This is a genomic window from Paraburkholderia bryophila (genome assembly GCF_013409255.1).
GTDB lineage: Bacteria > Pseudomonadota > Gammaproteobacteria > Burkholderiales > Burkholderiaceae > Paraburkholderia.
In genome coordinates, this window is record NZ_JACCAS010000001.1 from 1,988,663 (window position 1) to 2,008,513 (window position 19,851).

Genomic DNA, 19,851 nt, shown 5'->3' on the forward strand with positions numbered 1-19,851 from the left:
GCGTCACATCCCAGATTGTTCGGAATGTGCTACGTGGAAGCGGCGCCAACGAGAATCAACGCCGACACCGACCAACGTCAGCACGATAACCCACAAGCCTACGCTACACCACTGGAGCGCAGGAGGCCAGCCGAGAGCAAATAGAGCAAAAATTATGCCAATAATCATAACTATATACCATATCTTCGCCGTGTTCGAATGCCCGAGTCCGTACTGCACCATCCGCTGGTAGTAATGTTCGCGATGAGCTTGCCAGATCCGCTCACCCCGGATGAGCCGCCGCAGCAATGTCACTGAAGCATCGCAGATAAACGGCGAGAAAATAAGGGCGGGAAACCACACTGGCCAGACGCCGTCGCTCCACCCCCAATAACCGAATGCCCCCGCCAGAAAGCCGAGCGGGATCGAACCGGCATCGCCAAGGAAAATCCGCGCAGGATGGAAGTTGAAAATCAGGAAGCCCGCCGCCGCGCCCGCCACGGCAGCCGAGGCCAACGTTAGCTCGGGCAAAGGATGCACGGCAACCGAGGCGCCCACCGCATAGCCCAGGAAGCCAAATAGCGTCATTCCGCCAGCCAGACCGTCTGCGCCATCCATAAAGTTGTAAAGATTGACCAACCACAACAGCAAAAATGACATGGCGACGAGCGCCCAGATCGGCACCTGTGCCGGGTGAGCCCAGACCAATAGAGCGACGGCTGCAAGATGTGCCGCGAATCGAACTCTGGCTGGCAATCCGTGCCGGTCGTCGAACTGAGACAACGCCGCAAGGAAAACGGCACACCCCGCAGCAACCCGGAGGGTTGGCCCAACGAACAACACCGCCACCACCACCACAGGGATAATTCCCCAACCGCCGACGCGTGGCGTCGGTCGGGTGTGAAGGGAACGGTCGTTGGGCACGTCGGTCGCGAGGCGCCACGCCAATCCAGTTTTCAACAAGGTGTAAAGAATCAACGCGCACGCCGCGAGCGAAATGATCGATACCACCGCGGCCGTCGGCAAAATGCCGATCGAGTTGGCGACGCTCATCATGCGCGGCTCCCACGCACGGAACGGTACCAATTTGCGGTCACTGCCAAGGCCTCGTCGGCAGAAAAGGGGGGTTGCCAACCAAGCACACGGCGGATACGGGACGAGTCGACCCGTAGCTCTTCAACTAGCCTGTCGACCTGCTGCGTCCGCCCACTCAGCTTTCCAGCAACGCGCAGCCAACTTACGGGCACCGGCGCCAGCCAGACGTTGCTGTGCAGATGCTTCGCAAGCGCTTTTGCCAACTCCGATACCGTTAAATCCGTGCCGTCGGTAACGTGGAAACACTCGCCCGCCGCACGCGGATCGGTAGCGCACACCATGAGCGCATCGGCGAGGTTGTCGTTGAAGATGAGACTGCGACGCGCAGCGATGGCGCCAAGCGGCAACGGAACGCCGCTCGCCAGCGCCTTCATCAGATGCAAAAAATTAGCCCGAACCCCGGGACCGTAAACCAGTGGAGGGCGCACGATCACAATCTCCAAACCCGTCGCCTTACCAAAGCGCACCAGCTCCGTTTCCGCTTCGAGTTTCGACACGCCATAAGGGTCTTGCGGCAGCGGTCGATCCTCTTCGCTCAGCGGACGGCCGTTATCGGCTTCCGCCAAGGCCTTAATGCTACTCACAAATACCAGTCGACGCGCCCCAGCGCCGTGAGCCGCGCGAGCGACGCGGAGAGAGCCCGTGACATTGGCCTCGCGGAAGGCGCCGAGCGACTCGGAAGCGTTCTCCCGCATGACGTGCACGCGAGCGGCCAGATGAATGACGGCGTCCGGCCTTAGATCACCCGGCCAAGATGGCACGTCAACAGGATTTATCACGCACTCCCTGACTCCGCTAATGCCGTCTGTGCTTCGTCGAACGACGGCCGTCACTTCGTGCCCGCGCGTTAATAGCGCACGTACGATCGCGCCCCCAACAAAACCGTATGCGCCAGTGACTGCAATGTGGCTCACAACCATTTCCATCCGAATCGGTTGAAGAACCTGAACATGGACGCAACGAACATGCGCACGTGAAGCCAGCCTTTACGCGATGCGCCGCCGCCGTGATGAACGATGCGCACGCCGGGCAAGTACGCTACCTGTGAAAATTCATGGGTACGCAGCGAAAGATCGTAGTCTTCGAAATAGAGGAAGTAACGATCGTCGAAGCCATGCAAGCGCAGCAAAATATCCGTGCGGAACAGCATGAAACAACCGCTCACGATAGGCGGGTTGCTCACCAGTTCACGGTTGTTGACTACGTCGCGCATCTCATACTGCGATAAACGCCGAGCGAAAGATGCACGCAGGCGTGCCGGGGCGAAACCTCGAAGCAGCAGGTCGAACACAGAGGGGAACCGGCGGCAAAGAAATTGCTGCTCGCCGTGCTCGTCACCCACCCACGGCGTCAGCAGCCCATAACCTGGATTGGCATCGAGAAAAGCGAGCGCGCTCGCCAATGCATCGACAGCCAACTCCACATCGGGGTTGAGAATTAGATGGTACGTGCTGTTGGATCGCGCCAAAGCGAGGTTATGCCCCGCCCCGTAACCGACGTTGCCATGGCCTGCAATTACGGTGCACGGGATGCCGACGGCCGCAAAATCGGCGACCATCGAAGTCAAGTCAGGTGAGCCGCCGTTATCCACCAGAAAGACGCTCGCAGAGGGTCTTTGCTGGCCCGCCCAACTGGCACGCAGCGTAGAGAGGGTGCGCTCGAGCTGGGCGATGTCTGGCCGGTAAAGGACAACGGAAACCGACAGATCGACTCCGTTTTCTTGCGGCTCTGTTACGTCAGCCGCCTGGCAGACAGCGCTGTTGATGCTTCGACCCAATTTACCCCCAAATTCCAGATTTTCCAGTGTGAACCAAAACGATAATTTTGGGCACCTGGATTGCTATTTGTTACGAACCCTGCATCTACCCCACAGCGTCGAAGGACCGACGACGACGCGCCCAAATCGCCCCGCGGGCAACGGCGAAGCTGCAAGCAGATAGCTTTGCGAAAACATGCCTGAAGGAATCGCGACACGACGCTTGCACTTCAGCATTCAAGACGTAACGCGATAACCGACCCGCATCGTAATCCGCACGGCGACCGGGTGAAAGAACGGAAAATCTGTCAACCTTGATAATGCCTTAATGCCTCGATTTAGATTCAGATACTAAACATTACTTAGACAACGATATCCAGTGCTTAATGTTCACCTTTACCCGAGAAAGCTGACTTTGAGTGAAAGCGCCGAGCCATTCCGGGAAAACCCCGTGGCACGCGGGTAAGTGGCCACAGCAGCTGCGCGGCAATTGCGAAACAGTCGTGATAACCTTATTATACTTTGCGACGACGCTGCGGACTGCGGCAACAGGATGCTCGGCGTTCGTCACGTAAACGGCCGTCTTCATGGGCCGCACGAACTGAATCCTGTGTGTCGGCGCGCTGCGCGTTACCGCATGTTTCGTGCGCCGCAGGTGTCACCCGATCGGCAACTTGACGCCGCCGAGGGCTCGCGAGAGGCCCGCGCGGTCGCACCATTATTCCCAACCCCTACATGGTCAAAACCCGATTGAACTCAGAATTGAAGCGACTGGCCGTCGAAATGGTAGCGCCGAACGACACGCAGCTACCCGCGGTCATAGACGAACTTAGTCTCGAGCGTATCGCGACGCTTCTGCAAACGTCCCCGACTATCGCTGTGGTTGATCTGGGTGTACATGCAACGCCCACGAGCCATCCGTCTTTTCTCCGGTTTGCTCAGTTGATCGGCGGCACGCTCAGAGAGCGCGGCGGCTATATCGTCGTTTGGTGCGACACGACAACCGATCGCGACGTGCTGGCGAAGCTGGCTCAGTCCACCTGTCCCATCGTCACGATTGCGCTGCCCACCGCCGACGATGACGAAGTCAACAGCCTCAACAGGTCCGCGGGCCTTTTGACCGGCGACGATATTAGTCCGGATGACCGCTACGCATTGGGTGTTCCGCTTGCGGCACGCCCGGACGCGCCATACCCGATCGTTACCGAATCGATTCGCGGCGGCTGCCCCATCGTCGAGCAGCGCTTATGGTTTTTTGGCACTGACGGACGCGAGTTTGCATGCCAGCGACGCATGCAGCGTCAGGATGCGCTGCGGAGTCAAATGCAGGACGGGTCGGCCTACAAGACTGCAACAGAGCAATGGCATGAACTTCGCCACGAACTGAGACTGGATCATCGCGAGCAGGCAGGGGCATCCTGCGCGGGTTGTAAGTTCTCTTATCAAGGGTGGGTCGACGATGACCGGCTTCGGACCTTCTGGATTCAGCAGGACGACCGGGGAGACGTCGTCAATCCTCTCGAACGCGAGTATCTGTTCGGCGAAGCCATTCCGACGGCTCAACGCGTCACCAAGGTCGACCTTGGGTGCGGGCCGATCAAACGCCGGGGGTTCGTCGGGATCGACCGTTTTGCGCTTCCCGGCGTGGACATTACGGCCGATATCAATACCGGCATTCCGTTGCCGGAAGATTCTGTCGACTATCTGGTCGCCTCGCACTCCCTGGAGCATTTCGACGATCTGCCCAATGTGATCCATGAGATCCACAGAATCTGCAAAGACCGGGCGCTCGTAACGATCGTGGCACCGTACTCCGCGACGGGACTCAATCTCGCCAATCCTTATCACGTTCAGGTATTCAACGAACATACCGCGCGTTTCTTCACGAATGGATCGGAAACCGCGCTGCAACCCGCCGACTACGATTTCCCCTCCGCGGAGAATTGGGGCTTGGCCTCGTCGGACCATAGCAACTGGCGCGCAGATCTTCGCTTGCTGAAATGTGAATTTTTCTACATGCCGGCATACAGAGGGCTCAACGAATCCGCCAAGCGGGTGTTGCGTCAATCTTTGAACGATGTTTGCGAGCAGATGCTGCTGCAATTGCTCGTCGTCAAATCGCCAATTAGCGAGGCGGAATTCTCTGAGCGTGCCCGTAGCACCGTCTATCAGGAGCCCCCTGCTGTCACTGCGCGCCGCAAGGAAGAGGCCATTAGTGGCCAGGCAAATATTTTTACGGAACTTACCGAGTTACCCCAATCGGTTTACTCGTTGAGCGAAGCAGTCACACGGTGGAGTTCGCAATTCAATGAGCGGCTGTCCGTCATAGAGCGCGACGTTGCCGAGCGCCGTCAAACGAGCGACGCCGACAGAACGAACGTTGCAAAACGCGTTACGGCAGTCAATAGTGAGTTGATTCGACGCGATTTGGCGCAACAAAACAGGCTTGCAGAGCTAGAAGCGGCGGTGGCACGCTTGCAACCTCACTCAGCAGAACAGTTCGGTACTACGCCCCACGCGACGGCGGCGTCTGCTGAGGGCAAGCTTTCGCCTGCTCGCGCCAATGACGCAGGAGCCGCCAGCCCGAGTGGCCAGCAAACTCAGGCAGTTCGTGAGATTTTGTCGCGCGAGCGCGATGGGAAAAACCTGACTCGCTTGATTCGACGCTACCGTCGAAGGGCACAAGACCTCACCAGCCTGATTGCGCCCAACTTTGAATCATTAAAGCAATATGGCGACCGGCAAGGGTGGATTGCGCGGGGACTCCGCCTGCAAGAAAGCGATCTTTGGCACAACGGACAGGAGTGGATTTATGACCTCCCCGTTGAGACAGGATCTGTTGTGGGAATCAGACTCGCCATTACGACGCAGTTCAAGCCAACCGCGCCTATACCCCTGTTCGATTGCACCGTGTGGTCGGCAACCACGGGCACGCAGCTCACGGGCGTCAAGGTTGCGCCCTACAAAGACTTGGCGGCGGAACCCATGCAACTTTCTTTCGCACCGATCGACGTGACTCGCGGTTCTATCAGCGTACGGCTAGTCGGCCTCCCCGCAGTAGAAACGCTCGGCGTTCGGACAATCGAATGGCGCGGCCTCACTGCACTGCGACAAGTGCGATCGATGTACCTGTTCTGCGAACCGGTTTACAAGTAAGTTGAAGAAGCGACCCTAGGGTCGCTTCTTCACTTGCTGATCAATGCCTTCTTCCGCTGCCACGCGAGAGCGATCCCTTCCTCGAGGGACACGGCCGGCTGCCACCCCACGGCGCTGCGCAATAGTGAACAGTCGATCGAACTGCGCGCTACACCTTGATACTGATCTTTGACAAGCTCGAAGCGATGTTGGCCTTCCGTGACCTGACCAATGAGGCTCAGCACCTGGCGCAAGGAGTGGCTCTCAGACTGGCCGACGTTGTAGATTGAGCTCGACCGCCGGGTCGCCTTTAGCAGAGCGAGCACGGCGTGGGCCACATCGTCGGTGAAGATGTAATCACGCTGAACCTCAAGGCTGCCCCAAACCTGCGATGTCACTCCTCGAACCGCGTCGTCAAGAAAATGATCGATCACGCCTTGCGGAACCGTTCTCGGACGAGCGTTCCCATAGACATTCGAGATTCGCAGAATATCGCTGCGAATATTGAAAACGTCGTTGTAAAAACGGATAGTTTGTTCGGCTAGCGCTTTGCCCAGCGCGTAGGCGGACAAGGGATGAGTTGGACTCGACTCGCGAGGCGCACTGTCACAGGATCCATAAATCGCGCCGCCTGTGGAGGGAAAGAAAAACCTTGCATGCGGGTTATGGCGCACCAGCGCATTCAAGACATTCGTCACCGGGGGAAGGGACGCTTTAAATTCGATCCCCGGATCGTCACCGGATGTTGCCGGCACTGAAGTCCCGGCGAAATACAGCACCGCTTGTGTTCCTTTGACGGCCGTGTCCAGACCTTCTCCGGTCAAGATGTTCCCGCGCACAACCTCGTGCGTGGAGGACGTAAGCGGGACACTCGCCCCACCCTCCCGCTCAAATACCCGCACTTTATAGCCGTGCAAAGGCAGGATCGACATGATCGCAGAACCGATCATGCCGGACGCTCCAATTAACAACACGGGCGATTGATCCGTCATGCTGCGTCACGCTCCTGTCAATATTTCTGAGAGACTTCTCTCGCTCGTCGACCGAGTGGCGAATTCATTATGCACTCCCCTCTAAAAGGAGATCCACGAAGGCATTGGACGTCGACTGACGTGAATAATCCCGATTGATGATCGCTTGAGTCCGCCCAATCATATCCGGCCAGTTGTCGCGATCCTCGATGGCTTTGCGCAACAGTGCGACGATACCGTCCACCGACGCGTCATGCGTTAAATAGCCGGTAACACCGTCGACGAGAATTTCGTCAATCCCACCACTCAAAACGCCGGCACCGATCAGGCCACAGCGCAGCAGTTCCAGCAAAGTCTGCGGGAGACTCTCGTCGAGTGACGCGGACAGAATAATATCGTTATTAGCTGCAATCTCGCTTAGCGGCACCAGACCGGAACGACGCACTCGCCCCGTCAGATTGAGCCGTTCAATCTGCTCGTCAATTTTTCGCACGTAATCGTCGAGCATTGACAACGCATAACCGTAAATATTCAACTCGACATCAAAACCGGCGTCGCGCAAGGTCGAAACAGCCAATACAGCCTCGAGTTGACGCTTGCGCGGCTGCAGCGTTCCACCCACCGCAATGCGAACCGACCCTTGACCCGATTGAGGGTGCGTTCTTACCGGCGCAACCGCACTCTCGTTTAGCGGAAGTGAAGTCCGGACGACGCGAGACGGCCCTTCGAAGATTTTAGAAAAATGGTTGAGCGACCATGCACAATCGGACAGTATTCCGTCGACCCGACCCCGAAGGTACGAAATATCGGCAAGGTCGTAGGCGGAAGGTTGGAAAAGGGCCTGGTAAACCTTGTAGGAACGCTGGCCGTTGTCGGACGCAAAAGTGGGCATAAAACCCGAGCAGATCACTACACCGATGCTGCGCTCACGAATAAAATCGGCAAGCTGGTTGATTTCACCGTCCCGCCGGTTTTTATCAAAACGCAGAAACTCTCCGCCAATCGTATAGGGCGCACGTTCGACCGGATAAAGCCCCTGACGAGTCAGCCAGTTATTAATCTCCGTCAGCCCGGAATCCGCGCCATATTTGTGCTCTTCCGGAACGTAAACGCGAACCTCCATGCCCAGCAAGAACAGGTTGCGTGCTAACGCCAATCCATAAACCTCGGACCCGGAAAACATCTCGCTATTCAAAAAGACGGCCGCGGTGCGCGCTTCGGTGCTGCCGCGATACATCGACGCAACGCGCACGAAATTCCGCATCCACTCCTCGACCAATTTCGCCGCGGCGTGATCGACTTTCAGTGCGCGCCCGTCTGTCGAAATGATGTCGAGGTTGTTGCGCGCCGCAGTCGCCGAAAGCCCGAAACGCTCGACATCGGACAGATCGTCGTAACTCGACGCAGATATAGCGATTTGACAATCGCTGCGGACCTGAACGAGCGCACTCAGTGACTCCCACGTCGAGCGCATGGTCTTCTGGTTTGAAGAAGAGCTGGTATCGGGACGATGATTGGGCGGCATCAATCGTTCAACTGCGCCGGCGAAAACACCGGACGGCACGTCGAATGTAGTCATGCCACGATCGACGGATTCCGACGCGTCCTCACGATGCTCCCACACCCCTGCGGGGAGCCGGGGCAGTTCGACCCGAGCACACGACGCACCGAGCAAATCGTAAGCGCCTGCCGTACCCACCACCACGGTCGAGAGCGCCGCAATCTGACCCGCGAGGGCGAGGTGCTGTCCGTTCATGGTCGACCCCGGCTGCGCAAAATACACATGCCCGGAAAAGGTCGACGCCACGTCCTTATTGTTCAGAAAATCACGGGGGTTCGCGTCGAGACGCTCTGCATGATCTTCGCCAACGATGCCATTGCTCGCGAAATACACGATCGGTACGCCTGCATCGCGAAACGCCTCGATTTGGCGAACAGTTGCGACATAGCTCCCTTCGAAGAGCACCAGAACGTCGATGTCCGCCGGCCGGAATACCGACAGATTCCACTCCGGTGTATTCAGGACAATCAACGCAGGGTCGTTTCTCAGCGCTTCGAGCCAGGTTCCTACCCATGCATTCACTACATTGCCGACTATCAGCACGCGCCGGCGCTCCTGCCCGACCGCCTTCGAGAACCACGTGTCCGGCATGCTCACCGATTGCCGATTTGTCAGCGTCTGCAGCGAGCTGGCGCTGGCGCGGCGGGTAAAAGGCTCGAAGAAGGTCTTAACGACTTCAAGCCACTCGTCCGTATTGCGGAGATAAGGGAAAAACGGCGTGGGATCCAGGACGTCCACGTCGACGATCCGCTCCGGCGTCAGGGTCTGGGTTCTTGCCGCGAAGTCCCGCTCATCCATCATGTAGCCGTAGACCACCTTGACGTCCCAGGCGATCGTATTGCCAAGCGAGTTCGGCGAAACGAGTCCGTGCTCGATCGCGCTCACCGTGTCCAGATACGCGAATTTGGCGCCCAGGCGCATTGCACGAAGCCACAAATCCCAATCACAGACCCGGCGCAGAAGCAGATGCGGATCGTACAAGCCAAAGCGGTCAAAAAACGACCGGCGCACGAGTACGCCTCCGTTCGGGATGGTATTCAGATTCCGCATCAGCTCGATCGTTTGCGGCCATCCGCCCAGCAGGAAACCATCGCCTTGTTTGGTGAGCATCTCGACGTTCGTCACGATGACGTCCGCGTCGCTACTCTCCAGTTTGGCCCACGCTTTCTCCAGAAAATCGGCAGCGAAAACGTTGTCGTCGAAGAGAAATGCAATCGCGTCACCGCGCGCACGCATGATCCCTTCGTTGGTTCGTACGCCAGGCAGCCCGCTGTTCCGGTCATGACGGATATAGACGATCCGGTCGTCGCGCAGCGCGGCATCGGTCAGGACCGCTTGCGATCCGTCGGACGAACCATCGTCGATGACGATATGTTCGAAATCCGCGAACGTCTGGATAGACGCGGAATCGAGGCAGTTCAGCAACAAGCCTTCCGCGTTGCGGCAGTATGTCGGCGTGATAATGCTGATCTTCGGCTTGTAGCAGGGACGTCCGGCGCTGATGACTCGCGCGTCCGCGATGATTTCAGATACTTTCATTTCTTTTGCATTAGATCGGAAATGGGATATAAGTGCCTTATGCCATGTCCATCTACCGGCACAAGCAGTGTCATGCCAGTCGGAGTCATTCTGGCCAAACCCGGCATGTTCCTCGAACCAAAGAGCCGTTGCAGGTTACCCTCCTCATCCTACTAGACTCGAGCTGGACCATTCCGGGTTTTGGACTAGCACGCGCCCCGTCGAATTGGCGTACCGCGGGCGCCGCAAGGTGGCATTTGACGACCTCACCACGGGATGCCGACTGTCCGACCGGCACGCACCCAGTCAAGAGGCACTCATTTTGCCTTGACGATTGCGAAAACCATCCCGGAGTCCGGCCAACATGCATCGGAACCTTCGCAAACGCGGAGGCTGGGTTACGCCAAAAAAGACGATGGACGCAGCAAGCCTTCCAACGAGAAAAATCCGCCAACCGAGCGACATGCGTACTTTTCGCAAGATCAGCAGGGTGTTACGGCACATGTAGTAATCGCGCGTCGGCGAATGCACGAACACTTCTCGCATTCGACCGAACCATACATGCACGACGTCATCGCCAAGCGAGTGAGTCAAACGCGCAGCACAGACACCAAACAGTGCGTACCCTGCCGCTTTGGCACGCAAGCACCATTCCGTGTCGACATGATCGATGAAGAGTTCCTCGTTCATCTCGCCGATCGTCAGGAACGTATCGATACGCACGAGCGTGCCTGAAGAGATCAGAAAGTCTACGTTCAGCTCACCGCATTCTGGCTTACATTTGACACGCCTGACAAGAAAGTCACCTGAACAGACAAAGCGCCCCGTGGTGCCGGTTCGATGATCGACAATCGCCGGCCCGACAGCGCCCACACGAACACCACTTGCGCGCATGCGCAGGTCCGAAGCAATCAGTAAATCAACCATGTCTTCGGCGGGGATGCTGTCGTGATCGAGGAAGAGCACGTAACCGTTGCTGGCGCATGCCCCTCCTTCCTCGGCCATCAGCGCGCGAAGTCCTCGGTTCTGCGCCGCGCCAATGCCAAGGTTCGCCCTTAGCGCCTCAAGGCCGCACGAGTACTCGCTCGCAAGCATCCTGATTCGCGCCAACGCCTCGGCGGCTGACGCATTGTCGACCAGCAATATCCGATCCACCTGCGGCAACAACGCGTCGATCATGGCGCGGAGCGTGCCCAGATCCGGGTTGAACGTCACGATCACCGTGACGATCGGCGGGCGCTGCACCGCGCTGGCGTGGTTTGCGCCGATAGGTACTGAGTTCATTGACCGCGCTCGCCATGCATGCGGTGGGCGAGTCCGACTACCCGGCTTCGAATGCGTGCGATTCGCACCAGCACACGGATCCTTGTCTGCCCGAGCCACCGACGTGCCCGGATTCGCACAATTGCCACAGGATGCGCACTTTTACCGGGGGTCGACGTGCGGTATTGACGCGCGTAACTGCGCAGGAACACACCCCATTGTTGCGCCACCACGCTTTGAGCGTAATTCGTCTTCACGTCCTCATACGCTGCGGTCGCGATCCGGGCGCGCAGGTCTACATCGGTCACAAGCTTCTCGAGCGCCTCGTACCACGCTTCGATACTGTGGTTCACGAGCAGCCCAGTCTCACCATCCATCACACACTCTTTATAAGGCGACGTGTCCGTGTAGATGCCCGCAATTTTCATCGCACCGTACTCGCGGTACTTGTTGTTTGTTTTGTACAGATTCGCGGCGGATGCGGCCATTGGCGCAAGACCGATATCGAGACTGTGAGATGCCTTCAACCTGATGAACTCGGAATAGTTGGCGACGTGCGGCACGTAGGTGACGCGCTCCGAATTGATCAGTTCGGGCGGGCAATATCCAAAGAACGTTAGCGTGACATTCCCGTAGGTGTCGCGCAACCGCGTCAGCGCCGGCAGAATTTCGACGAAATCATCGGCACGCGTAATGCTCCCCGCGAATCCAATTCGCACTTCGTGCTCGGATTTCGCAGCTCGAGGTAATCCTTCCAGCAACGAGAAATCAAAGGGGGCATTCAGAAACGATATGCTGGCTTCGGGATAGCGGTCTTTGATGTATTCGCCCAGAAGTGGCGCATTGACGATGACGGCCTTCGCGTCGTTGATCGACCGATCAAGCGTACGACGGACCGGCGCACTTCGATAGAACTGGGCCAGCGGGGTGTCGCCCGCCAGTTCCCAGAAGTTATCGTCAATGTAGTAAACAAAGGGCACACCGTACGCCTTCATCCACTCGATCATGGGCAAAGACGCGGGACTGGCGGTACGGCTCATGATCACGATTCCGCCATCCAGCAGCGTATCCGGCGTGAACTCCGCGAGCAGCAGCTTCCTGACCTGCCCACGCGTCCCAATCGCTTCGACGAGCAGTCGCTCAATGATTTGATTGGTCGGAATATCGCCTTCTATTACTAGCTTTACTTTGACAAAGGCCTCACTGTCGGCCGGCGGCGAATCAACGGAGCCTTGCGCGCGCGCGCTTATAGCAGCGGGATTTTTATCGCCAAACAACAGTTCCATAAAAGGCGTCGGCAAAGAATAAGACGTACCGAATTTGCGTCGATTGACCATCTCATAGACATAGACCGGCACGGACGCGTAGCAACGCAACCGGACCCGCCAGCGACTACCTGTCGGTATCTCGACCGGGTCGAACATAAAACGTACCGGCCGTGTCAGATCGATCCGACTCAACTCACGCGTGGCGTGTGCAGCCAGCTCACCGCTGTCCGAAAGCAATTCAACCGTGATTTTGCCTCGCCTCGGTCCGTCTACGACCAGCGCAAAGGCCATCCCGTCGAGTGTACCGACCGGCAACATCACCTCGTACTCGCGCACCTGCAGTGCGTGCAAGTCGTCGCTGAACTCCAGCGTGCCACCCGGACGGCGCCAACCGTGCTTCAGCGCATCGCGCTGCAGCGCCCAAAAAGCGGGGCTGCAGTGATCCCAAAGATCGGATGGGCGCGACAGAACCCGATGCCGCCAGGAGTAGCGCCGCATATGTCGCAAAGCAGACAACTCATGCGCGCTCGACGCCCATGACTCATCCGCGTCGCGGTTCAAGGCCGCGCCTGAAGATGCCCGCGAGGCCGAAAACGTATTGAGACGCCTATATTGAAGCGGCCAGGACGGGATTCCCCCGCCTTCGGCCATGACGTCATGGAGTACACGTACATTGATCTCGCCTGAGAATTCGCGCTCGCAATAAATCCGATTGCGCTCCTTCATACCCTCGACGTCGACATGCCCCTCGACGATTCGGTGCAACACCCGATACCAGCCTTCGCGTTCGAACGGCTGGTCCACCATCAGCGCCACCGAGCCATCGGCAACGTCGACATAAGGCTCAATTGACGGCAGCACCGCGACGGCGCCAACAAGGTTTGCGGTCAATAACGGATGGCGGGTCTTATATTTATTGTTAGTCGTCTTGCTAGGCGCGAGCAGTACATAGTCGGGAGACATCTGCGCGAAACGACGCAACGCAAAAGCATAGCCCGGATCCCAGGGAAGTAACGTGACTCGAACCGACGCGGGCAAAGCGTCAATCAATTTGCTATCGCTCTTCATCACCGGCGCGATGAAGTGGATTCGCTTTCCTTCCGATGCGATCTGCGCAAGCGCCGGCAGGATCAGGTCCCAGACCGCCTGTGAACGGTGCAGACCACCCATGAAGGCAAACACGATTTCATCAGGATCTTTCGGCTCACGGCCTGCTTGAAACTGTTCGCTTAGATGCTTTTGTGCGGCACAAACAATTGGAAAATGCAGAAGACGCGGATGTAGCTTGTGCTCCTGGAAGTACTCCATCAACGGCAAGCTACTCAGCAATATGCCGTCGAATTCCTCGAGCGTATCCCTCAGGGCGTCGAGGCGAAAGTCCTCACCGGCCATGCCTGCCTCGCCTGTCTCGACAAGCAACGGCATATTGTCGTCGAGGAAATAATAGGCAGGAATGCCCAGATCGCGTGCTGCGTCTATCCATGCCTGGCATGACCGCACCGCGCGGGACACGACCACTGCCGTCGCTCTGGCCAACGCATCGGGAGAAGGCGTCGACGTATTGGAAACGACACGTATCCGGTAGGCGAACGGTGGCGGCAACATATCAAAATAAAGCGCCGTCGACGCGTCATATTGAACATTCACAACCAGTAGGTAGCCGTCGTCTTCCACCGACGCGTCCACGAGCGGGCGAGTGTCGCTCAGCGTACGGCCAGGCAGTCCGCGGCGGCTCGAAAGATCGAGGCAAACCTCACGGGTAGGCCAGCCGTGCGCCGGGTCAAGCGCGTCGATATCGTACTCGCCGATACACGCCAGTTTTAGCAGGTCGTTGCGTGGCGTTCGCATCCGTTCTTCGATTGCCCAAAGATCGAGACCGACTGTTTCATCTTGCAGGGTATCCGCACCGCCCGTACCGATGGCAAGATCGATGGACTTCATTTCGAAGCGCTCGGACAACCGACGCCATAGATCCCATTCCGCGGATCGTTCCATCAGCACATGAGGGTCGACAAAGCCGACCACATCGATCGCGTGCCGCGGAATCAACACCGCATTGCGTCCGATAAAATTGCTGACGCGCAAGTCGATCATCGACTTGCCGCGCTGGGCGTGTCGCCCGGAGAACTGAATCGCACCCGATTCGTCTCGCTCAACAATCTCGATATAGCCGAAGCAGATAGATCCGGGTTCGCGGCGTGCTTCCTGATGCAGTTTTGCCAGAGCGTCCTGATTTAACACGTCGGACTCTCTGGCAAGCACGATCCAGGGCGCCCTGGCGTGCTGAATGGCCTCAACCCAGCCCACGGCCGGCAAGCCGATCACGTAAGAATGCCGCAACACACCGATCTGCGGATGACTCTCCTGAGCCTCGGCAAGCCAGAGCGACACTTTCTCGTCAAAGCTGTCGTCGATGACGATGAGCTGAATTGCCGTTAACGTCTGCGCCAACACCGATTCGACAGCGCGCCGGAGTTCCAGGGTATCGCGATTGCCGACATACAGGAGCACTGACACTTCAGGCTGCATCTTGACTGATTCGGCAAACCATTGAGTGTCGCGGATTACCGTTTCGACTTTCATTCGTATCCCTTCAACGCACGCTAACCACGTCCAACAAACCCAACAGGACGGACATAAGCGTGCCAGCGCCGTCACTGCCCAGCTTTAATATCGTACTCGGTAAGGACTCGCTTGGCCGGTCCGTCCATGACAACCTCGCCCTTGCGCATCCAGATCACGCGTTCGCAAAAGGATTCGAGCATTTCGAGGCTATGACTGGAGAACACCAGAATTTTCCCCTGCTCCATGAATTCGTGCATTCGGCGCTTGGCCTTGTTAGCGAATTGCACGTCGCCCGCGCCCATGACTTCGTCGAGCAACAGAATCTCTGGATTGATGGCGGTCGAGACTGAGAAAGCCAGGCGGATGAACATCCCGGCCGAATATGTCTTTACCGGGTAGTCCAGGAATTCGCCCAACTCCGAGAACTCGGCGATCTGGTGAATACGCTCCTCGACCTGAGTGGGAGTCAGGCCCAGCAACATGCCGCGAATGCGGATATTGTCCCAGCCGGTCTGCGTCATCTCGAACCCGGTCGCAAGTTCGAACATTGCCGAGACGTGACCGCTGATTTCTGCCTCGCCGGAAGTGGGCGGGTAAATCCCGGCCATCACTTTCAGTATCGTGCTCTTGCCCGCGCCATTCAAGCCGATAAGGCCGACCCGTTCACCGTGTTCGATGTTCAACGTCACGCCCTTCAGGGCGTGCACCACGCGGCGTTCATTCTTCTCCCGCTTGCCGGTTCGACGGATCGCGTTGAGCACCGTGGACTTGAGACTGTCCTGACGTGCTGACACATCGAACCTCACGCCCACATCACGCAGGCTAATCTTCAGGTCTTCAGTCATAGCACGTACACAATTCGATGCGACATCTTCTTGACAACATAAGTGGCAACCAGACCCGCGACAATGCAATAGCCCACCGCAACGTAAATCACTTCGGGCGGCGGCGCCTCACTGTTGAGGAGTGGATAACGCAAGATCTCGATCAGGTAATAAAGTGGGTTAAACATGTAAACGAACGCCAGCCCCCGATCCTTTAGCATCGTGACGGTGAAGATGACCGGCGTCAGATAGAACGCAATCTGGATCAAGCTGCCCAGCAAGTGAGGCAAGTCCCGGAACCGGACGCCCACGTGTGCGACGATGATCAGATGAAAAAAATTGATGACCAGGAAGAGCACGAAGAACGGCACCGCCCACAGAGCTCCCCAACCGATATGTCGTTGATAGAGCGCCATAGAGGCGAAGAAAACCAGCAGACCCACCGCGAAAACGACCGTATAGGGCACGGTCGCACGGTAGAGATAGATGATCTTCGGAAACGGGAATTGCTTGATGTAGCCTTCGGCAACGACAAACGCAGACGAACCCTCAACCAACGCTGACGAGATGAACGTCCAGATCACCAATCCAAGTGTGAGAAACGGCAGAAACTCATTCATCGGCTGATGAAACAGACGACCGTAGATCACACCGATCGCGGCAATCACAGCACCCAGATTAATGAGAATCCACGCGGGACCGAGCGCGGAACTCCTGAAACGACTCTTGACGTCCTGAAGCCCCATGTGGAGCCAAACGCGCCAGAGTTTAGCAGCGCTGACGAACTCCGCCAAAAACGGACGAGCGCTGGCGCTGTTATAGGTGATCATTGATGCTTCGCTCCATTTCGATCATGCCATCGGCGCGCGAGACCTCGACAAAACCAAGATGCTCATACAGCGCCCGCGCACGCTCATTGGTCTCACGCACTTGCAAATACACCGACGTCAGGCCGAGTACTTTGTGCGCGAATTCGATCAATGCGGCGATACCTTGCCGCATAAGTCCGCGCCCCTGGAACTCAGGCGACGCGACAAAACGCCCGATCTCAGCACGGCGAGCAGCAGAGTCGATTGCGTAGATTGCTACCTGTCCGATGCGCGCGTGGGTTGTTGCGTCCTCAACGATGAATACCAGATCGTCCGGTTTCTCGACGAAACGTTGAAACCAGCCGATATGCTGATCCCACTGCAACGCATCGGATGTCCCGAACTGTTGCCGCACGCCATCACGATTGCGCCATTCCAGAGTACTCGGCAAATCGGACTCGGCAAGCGGCCTCAACCGAAGGTCGCCGGCGACGAACGGGAGGTACGCTTGCTTCATGCGGCGGCGTAGCGAATGACGAGGCTCGCAATCAGTTCGACGTCCTTGCGCGACACGCCCATGTGCATGGGCAGCGACAGGATTTCGTGACTTGCCTGATGCGAGTTCGGACACTGCCCCTTACCGTGTGCATACATGCGGTACTCGGTGTTGTCGCGGTAGTGAACGCCTGGGTAGATTTCGTGCTCGTTGAGCGCCAGCATCAGTTCGTCGCGATTCTTAACGCGGATCTGGAAAAGATGGCGCGACGATTCACAGCCTTCCGTGATCGGAATCAGACGCACGTTGCTGTGCTTGCCAAGAAGTTCTTCATACCAATTGGCGAGTTGGCGGCGATATGAGTTGTCGTTGTCCAGGTACTTCAGTTGCACGAGCCCGATTGCTGCCATGATCGAGTTGCCGTGATACTTGAAGCCCACTTCCTCGACGTCATACATCCACTTGTAAGCACCTTGCGACGCCGTACGCGCGTACGTGTCCTTGTTGATGCCGAGCCAGCTCATTTTACGAGCCCGCGCGTCGTCTTCCGCATCACGGAAACAGATCATGCCGGAGTCCGCGGTCGGCAGATTCTTCACCGCCTGAAAACTGAACACCGTCACGTCCGCGTCGTGGCCAACATGCTTCCCATGCAAGCGCGTACCCGACATGTGCGCCGCGTCCAGAATCATCACAATACCGCGATCACGGCACAGCTTCAGAACACGCTCATACTGGCCGACGTTGCCACCGACACCGACGTAGATCACAGCACGCGTACGTTCGGTGATACGCGCCTCGATGCTCTCCGGCGAGAGGCACAGCGAATCGTCGACGTCGGCGAAGACCGGCGACAGTTGCGAGTAAAGAATCGCGTGGTTCGACGACACGAAGGTCAGCGGCGTCGTGATGATTTCATCGCCATCAGCCCAATTGTGCTTGGTCTTCAGCAGTTCGAACGCCAAATGCAAGCCGACCGTGTTCGAGCTCAGAAAGTGCGCATGCGGCAGGCCTGTGTAAGCTTTCCATGCATCTTCGAACTGGTTGGTCTTGAAACCAAGTCCGGTCCAGCCCTTCTCGAGGCATTCCTTGATTTCGTCAAGGCATTCTTGGATGCGAAAATTGGGTACGAATAACTGGATAGCCATAAAAGTCTCCTCGGGAGTCGGGCTAGTTAAACAATTCGGCGTCGGCAAGCGCGGGCGCAACAGCGTCTTTTTTGGACAGCAGTGGCTCGCCGTCGAACGGCCATTCAATTCCGATGGCTGGATCGTTCCACGCCAAAGAGCGCTCATATTCCGGAGCGTAATAGTCGGTCGTCTTATACAGGAATTCAGCGAATTCCGACAGCACGACAAAACCGTGAGCGAAACCTTCAGGTATCCATAACTGACGCTTGTTTTCAGCCGACAACTCGATACCTGTCCACTTACCGAAATTGCTCGAACTACGACGAATGTCGACAGCCACGTCGAACACGCGGCCGCTCACCACGCGGACCAGCTTGCCTTGTGGCTGGTTGATCTGATAATGAAGGCCGCGCAGAACATTGCGCGCCGAACGCGAATGATTGTCCTGCACGAAATTGCGATCGACCCCGGTGCCTTCGGCAAACTCACGCCCGTTGAAACTCTCGTAAAAAAAACCCCGATCGTCGCCAAAGACCTTCGGTTCCAGAATGACGACTTCCGGCAACGCGGTGCGGATAGCGGTCAGATTCATGCCACGGACTCCTGGAGAATGCGATGCAAATATTGGCCGTAGCCGTTCTTGGCAAGCGGCTTGGCCAATGTCGCGAGATCTTCAGCGGAAATCCACTGATTGCGGAATGCAATTTCTTCGGGGCATGCGACCATCAACCCCTGACGTTTCTGCAGCGTAGCGATGAAAACCGCAGCGTCCTGAAGCGAATCGTGGGTTCCGGTATCGAGCCACGCATAACCGCGCCCCATGATCTCGACAGCCAGTCGATCATTGCGCAGATAGTGCAGATTGACATCGGTGATTTCGAGTTCGCCACGGCCGGACGGCTTAATGCCCGCAGCAATATCGCAAACGTCGTTGTCGTAGAAATACAGGCCGGTCACCGCATAGTTCGATCGCGGTGCGACGGGCTTTTCCTCAAGCGAGACCGCGCGAAAGCTCTTATCGAACTCGACCACGCCGTAGCGTTCCGGATCAAGCACGTGATACGCAAAGACCGTCGCCCCGTGCTCCCGGGCCGACGCATCCTGGAGCTGGCTCAGCAGATCGTGGCCGTGGAAAATGTTATCGCCGAGAATCAGCGCCGACGGATCGGCACCGACAAAATCCCGCCCGATAATGAACGCCTGAGCCAGACCATCGGGCGATGGCTGCACGGCGTACTGCAAATTCAGCCCCCAGCGACTGCCGTCACCGAGCAACTCGGCAAAACGTGGCGTGTCCTGGGGTGTCGAAATGATCAAAATGTCACGAATACCCGCAAGCATCAATGTGCTTAGCGGGTAATAGATCATCGGCTTGTCGTAGACAGGGAGAAGCTGCTTCGACACCGAACGTGTTATTGGATAGAGGCGCGTGCCTGACCCACCGGCCAGAATAATGCCTTTTCGCTTCATAACGGACCCCT

The 19,851-nt window shown here is 57.4% G+C and carries 14 protein-coding genes; 1 reads left to right on the forward strand and 13 read right to left on the reverse strand.

The features are described 5' to 3' along the window. Positions 1-3: 3 nt before the first annotated feature. Genes GGD40_RS08880 through GGD40_RS08890 form a run of 3 tightly spaced genes read right to left on the reverse strand, consistent with a single transcriptional unit; the run spans position 4 to position 2,779 of the window. Positions 4-1,035 carry an MraY family glycosyltransferase gene (locus GGD40_RS08880; RefSeq protein WP_179743400.1) on the reverse strand — a complete coding sequence of 344 codons (1,032 nt, stop codon included), beginning with the start codon at positions 1,033-1,035 and terminating at the stop codon, positions 4-6. Beyond that, entirely contained in the window at positions 1,032-1,994 is a 963-nt protein-coding gene (locus tag GGD40_RS08885; RefSeq protein WP_179744909.1) for an NAD-dependent epimerase/dehydratase family protein, read from the reverse strand. Before GGD40_RS08885 ends, GGD40_RS08880 begins: the two co-directional genes overlap by 4 nt. After that, a complete protein-coding gene (locus GGD40_RS08890) occupies positions 1,985-2,779 on the reverse strand; it encodes a glycosyltransferase family 2 protein (RefSeq protein WP_179744910.1) in 795 nt (264 codons plus the stop codon). Before GGD40_RS08890 ends, GGD40_RS08885 begins: the two co-directional genes overlap by 10 nt. A gap of 813 nt (positions 2,780-3,592) precedes the next feature. Between GGD40_RS08890 and GGD40_RS08895 the strand changes: the two genes are divergently transcribed. Then, on the forward strand, positions 3,593-5,986 hold the full coding sequence (locus tag GGD40_RS08895) for a class I SAM-dependent methyltransferase (RefSeq protein ID WP_179743401.1): 2,394 nt from the start codon (positions 3,593-3,595) through the stop codon (positions 5,984-5,986). Between the two features lie 29 nt (positions 5,987-6,015). On the opposite strand, the gene GGD40_RS08900 is transcribed toward GGD40_RS08895, so the two are convergent. From GGD40_RS08900 to rfbA, 10 genes are all read right to left on the reverse strand, one after another. Beyond that, positions 6,016-6,957: an NAD-dependent epimerase/dehydratase family protein gene (locus GGD40_RS08900; protein WP_179743402.1), complete on the reverse strand. Its 942-nt coding sequence runs from the start codon at positions 6,955-6,957 to the stop codon at positions 6,016-6,018. Positions 6,958-7,024: 67 nt separating this feature from the next. Then, positions 7,025-10,036, reverse strand: a complete 3,012-nt coding sequence (locus GGD40_RS08905; RefSeq protein WP_179743403.1) for a glycosyltransferase — start codon at positions 10,034-10,036, stop codon at positions 7,025-7,027. 285 nt (positions 10,037-10,321) lie between these two features. Then, complete coding sequence (locus GGD40_RS08910; RefSeq protein WP_179743404.1) at positions 10,322-11,299, reverse strand: glycosyltransferase family 2 protein; 978 nt, start codon at positions 11,297-11,299, stop codon at positions 10,322-10,324. Next, on the reverse strand, positions 11,296-15,129 hold the full coding sequence (locus tag GGD40_RS08915) for a glycosyltransferase (protein WP_179743405.1): 3,834 nt from the start codon (positions 15,127-15,129) through the stop codon (positions 11,296-11,298). The genes GGD40_RS08910 and GGD40_RS08915 overlap by 4 nt, the downstream gene beginning before the upstream one ends. A 71-nt stretch (positions 15,130-15,200) precedes the next feature. Next, the gene (locus GGD40_RS08920; RefSeq protein WP_179743406.1) at positions 15,201-15,956 is read right to left on the reverse strand and encodes an ABC transporter ATP-binding protein; all 756 of its coding nucleotides are present in this window, start codon (positions 15,954-15,956) and stop codon (positions 15,201-15,203) included. Further along, a complete protein-coding gene (locus GGD40_RS08925) occupies positions 15,953-16,765 on the reverse strand; it encodes an ABC transporter permease (RefSeq protein WP_179743407.1) in 813 nt (270 codons plus the stop codon). The genes GGD40_RS08920 and GGD40_RS08925 overlap by 4 nt, the downstream gene beginning before the upstream one ends. Then, positions 16,752-17,261, reverse strand: a complete 510-nt coding sequence (locus tag GGD40_RS08930) for a GNAT family N-acetyltransferase (protein WP_179743408.1) — start codon at positions 17,259-17,261, stop codon at positions 16,752-16,754. The genes GGD40_RS08925 and GGD40_RS08930 overlap by 14 nt, the downstream gene beginning before the upstream one ends. Beyond that, on the reverse strand, positions 17,258-18,388 hold the full coding sequence (locus GGD40_RS08935; protein ID WP_179743409.1) for a DegT/DnrJ/EryC1/StrS family aminotransferase: 1,131 nt from the start codon (positions 18,386-18,388) through the stop codon (positions 17,258-17,260). The genes GGD40_RS08930 and GGD40_RS08935 overlap by 4 nt, the downstream gene beginning before the upstream one ends. Positions 18,389-18,410: 22 nt before the next feature. Then, complete coding sequence (rfbC, locus tag GGD40_RS08940) at positions 18,411-18,962, reverse strand: dTDP-4-dehydrorhamnose 3,5-epimerase (RefSeq protein ID WP_179743410.1); 552 nt, start codon at positions 18,960-18,962, stop codon at positions 18,411-18,413. Beyond that, entirely contained in the window at positions 18,959-19,840 is an 882-nt protein-coding gene (rfbA, locus tag GGD40_RS08945) for a glucose-1-phosphate thymidylyltransferase RfbA (protein ID WP_179743411.1), read from the reverse strand. The genes rfbC and rfbA overlap by 4 nt, the downstream gene beginning before the upstream one ends. Positions 19,841-19,851 lie beyond the last annotated feature (11 nt).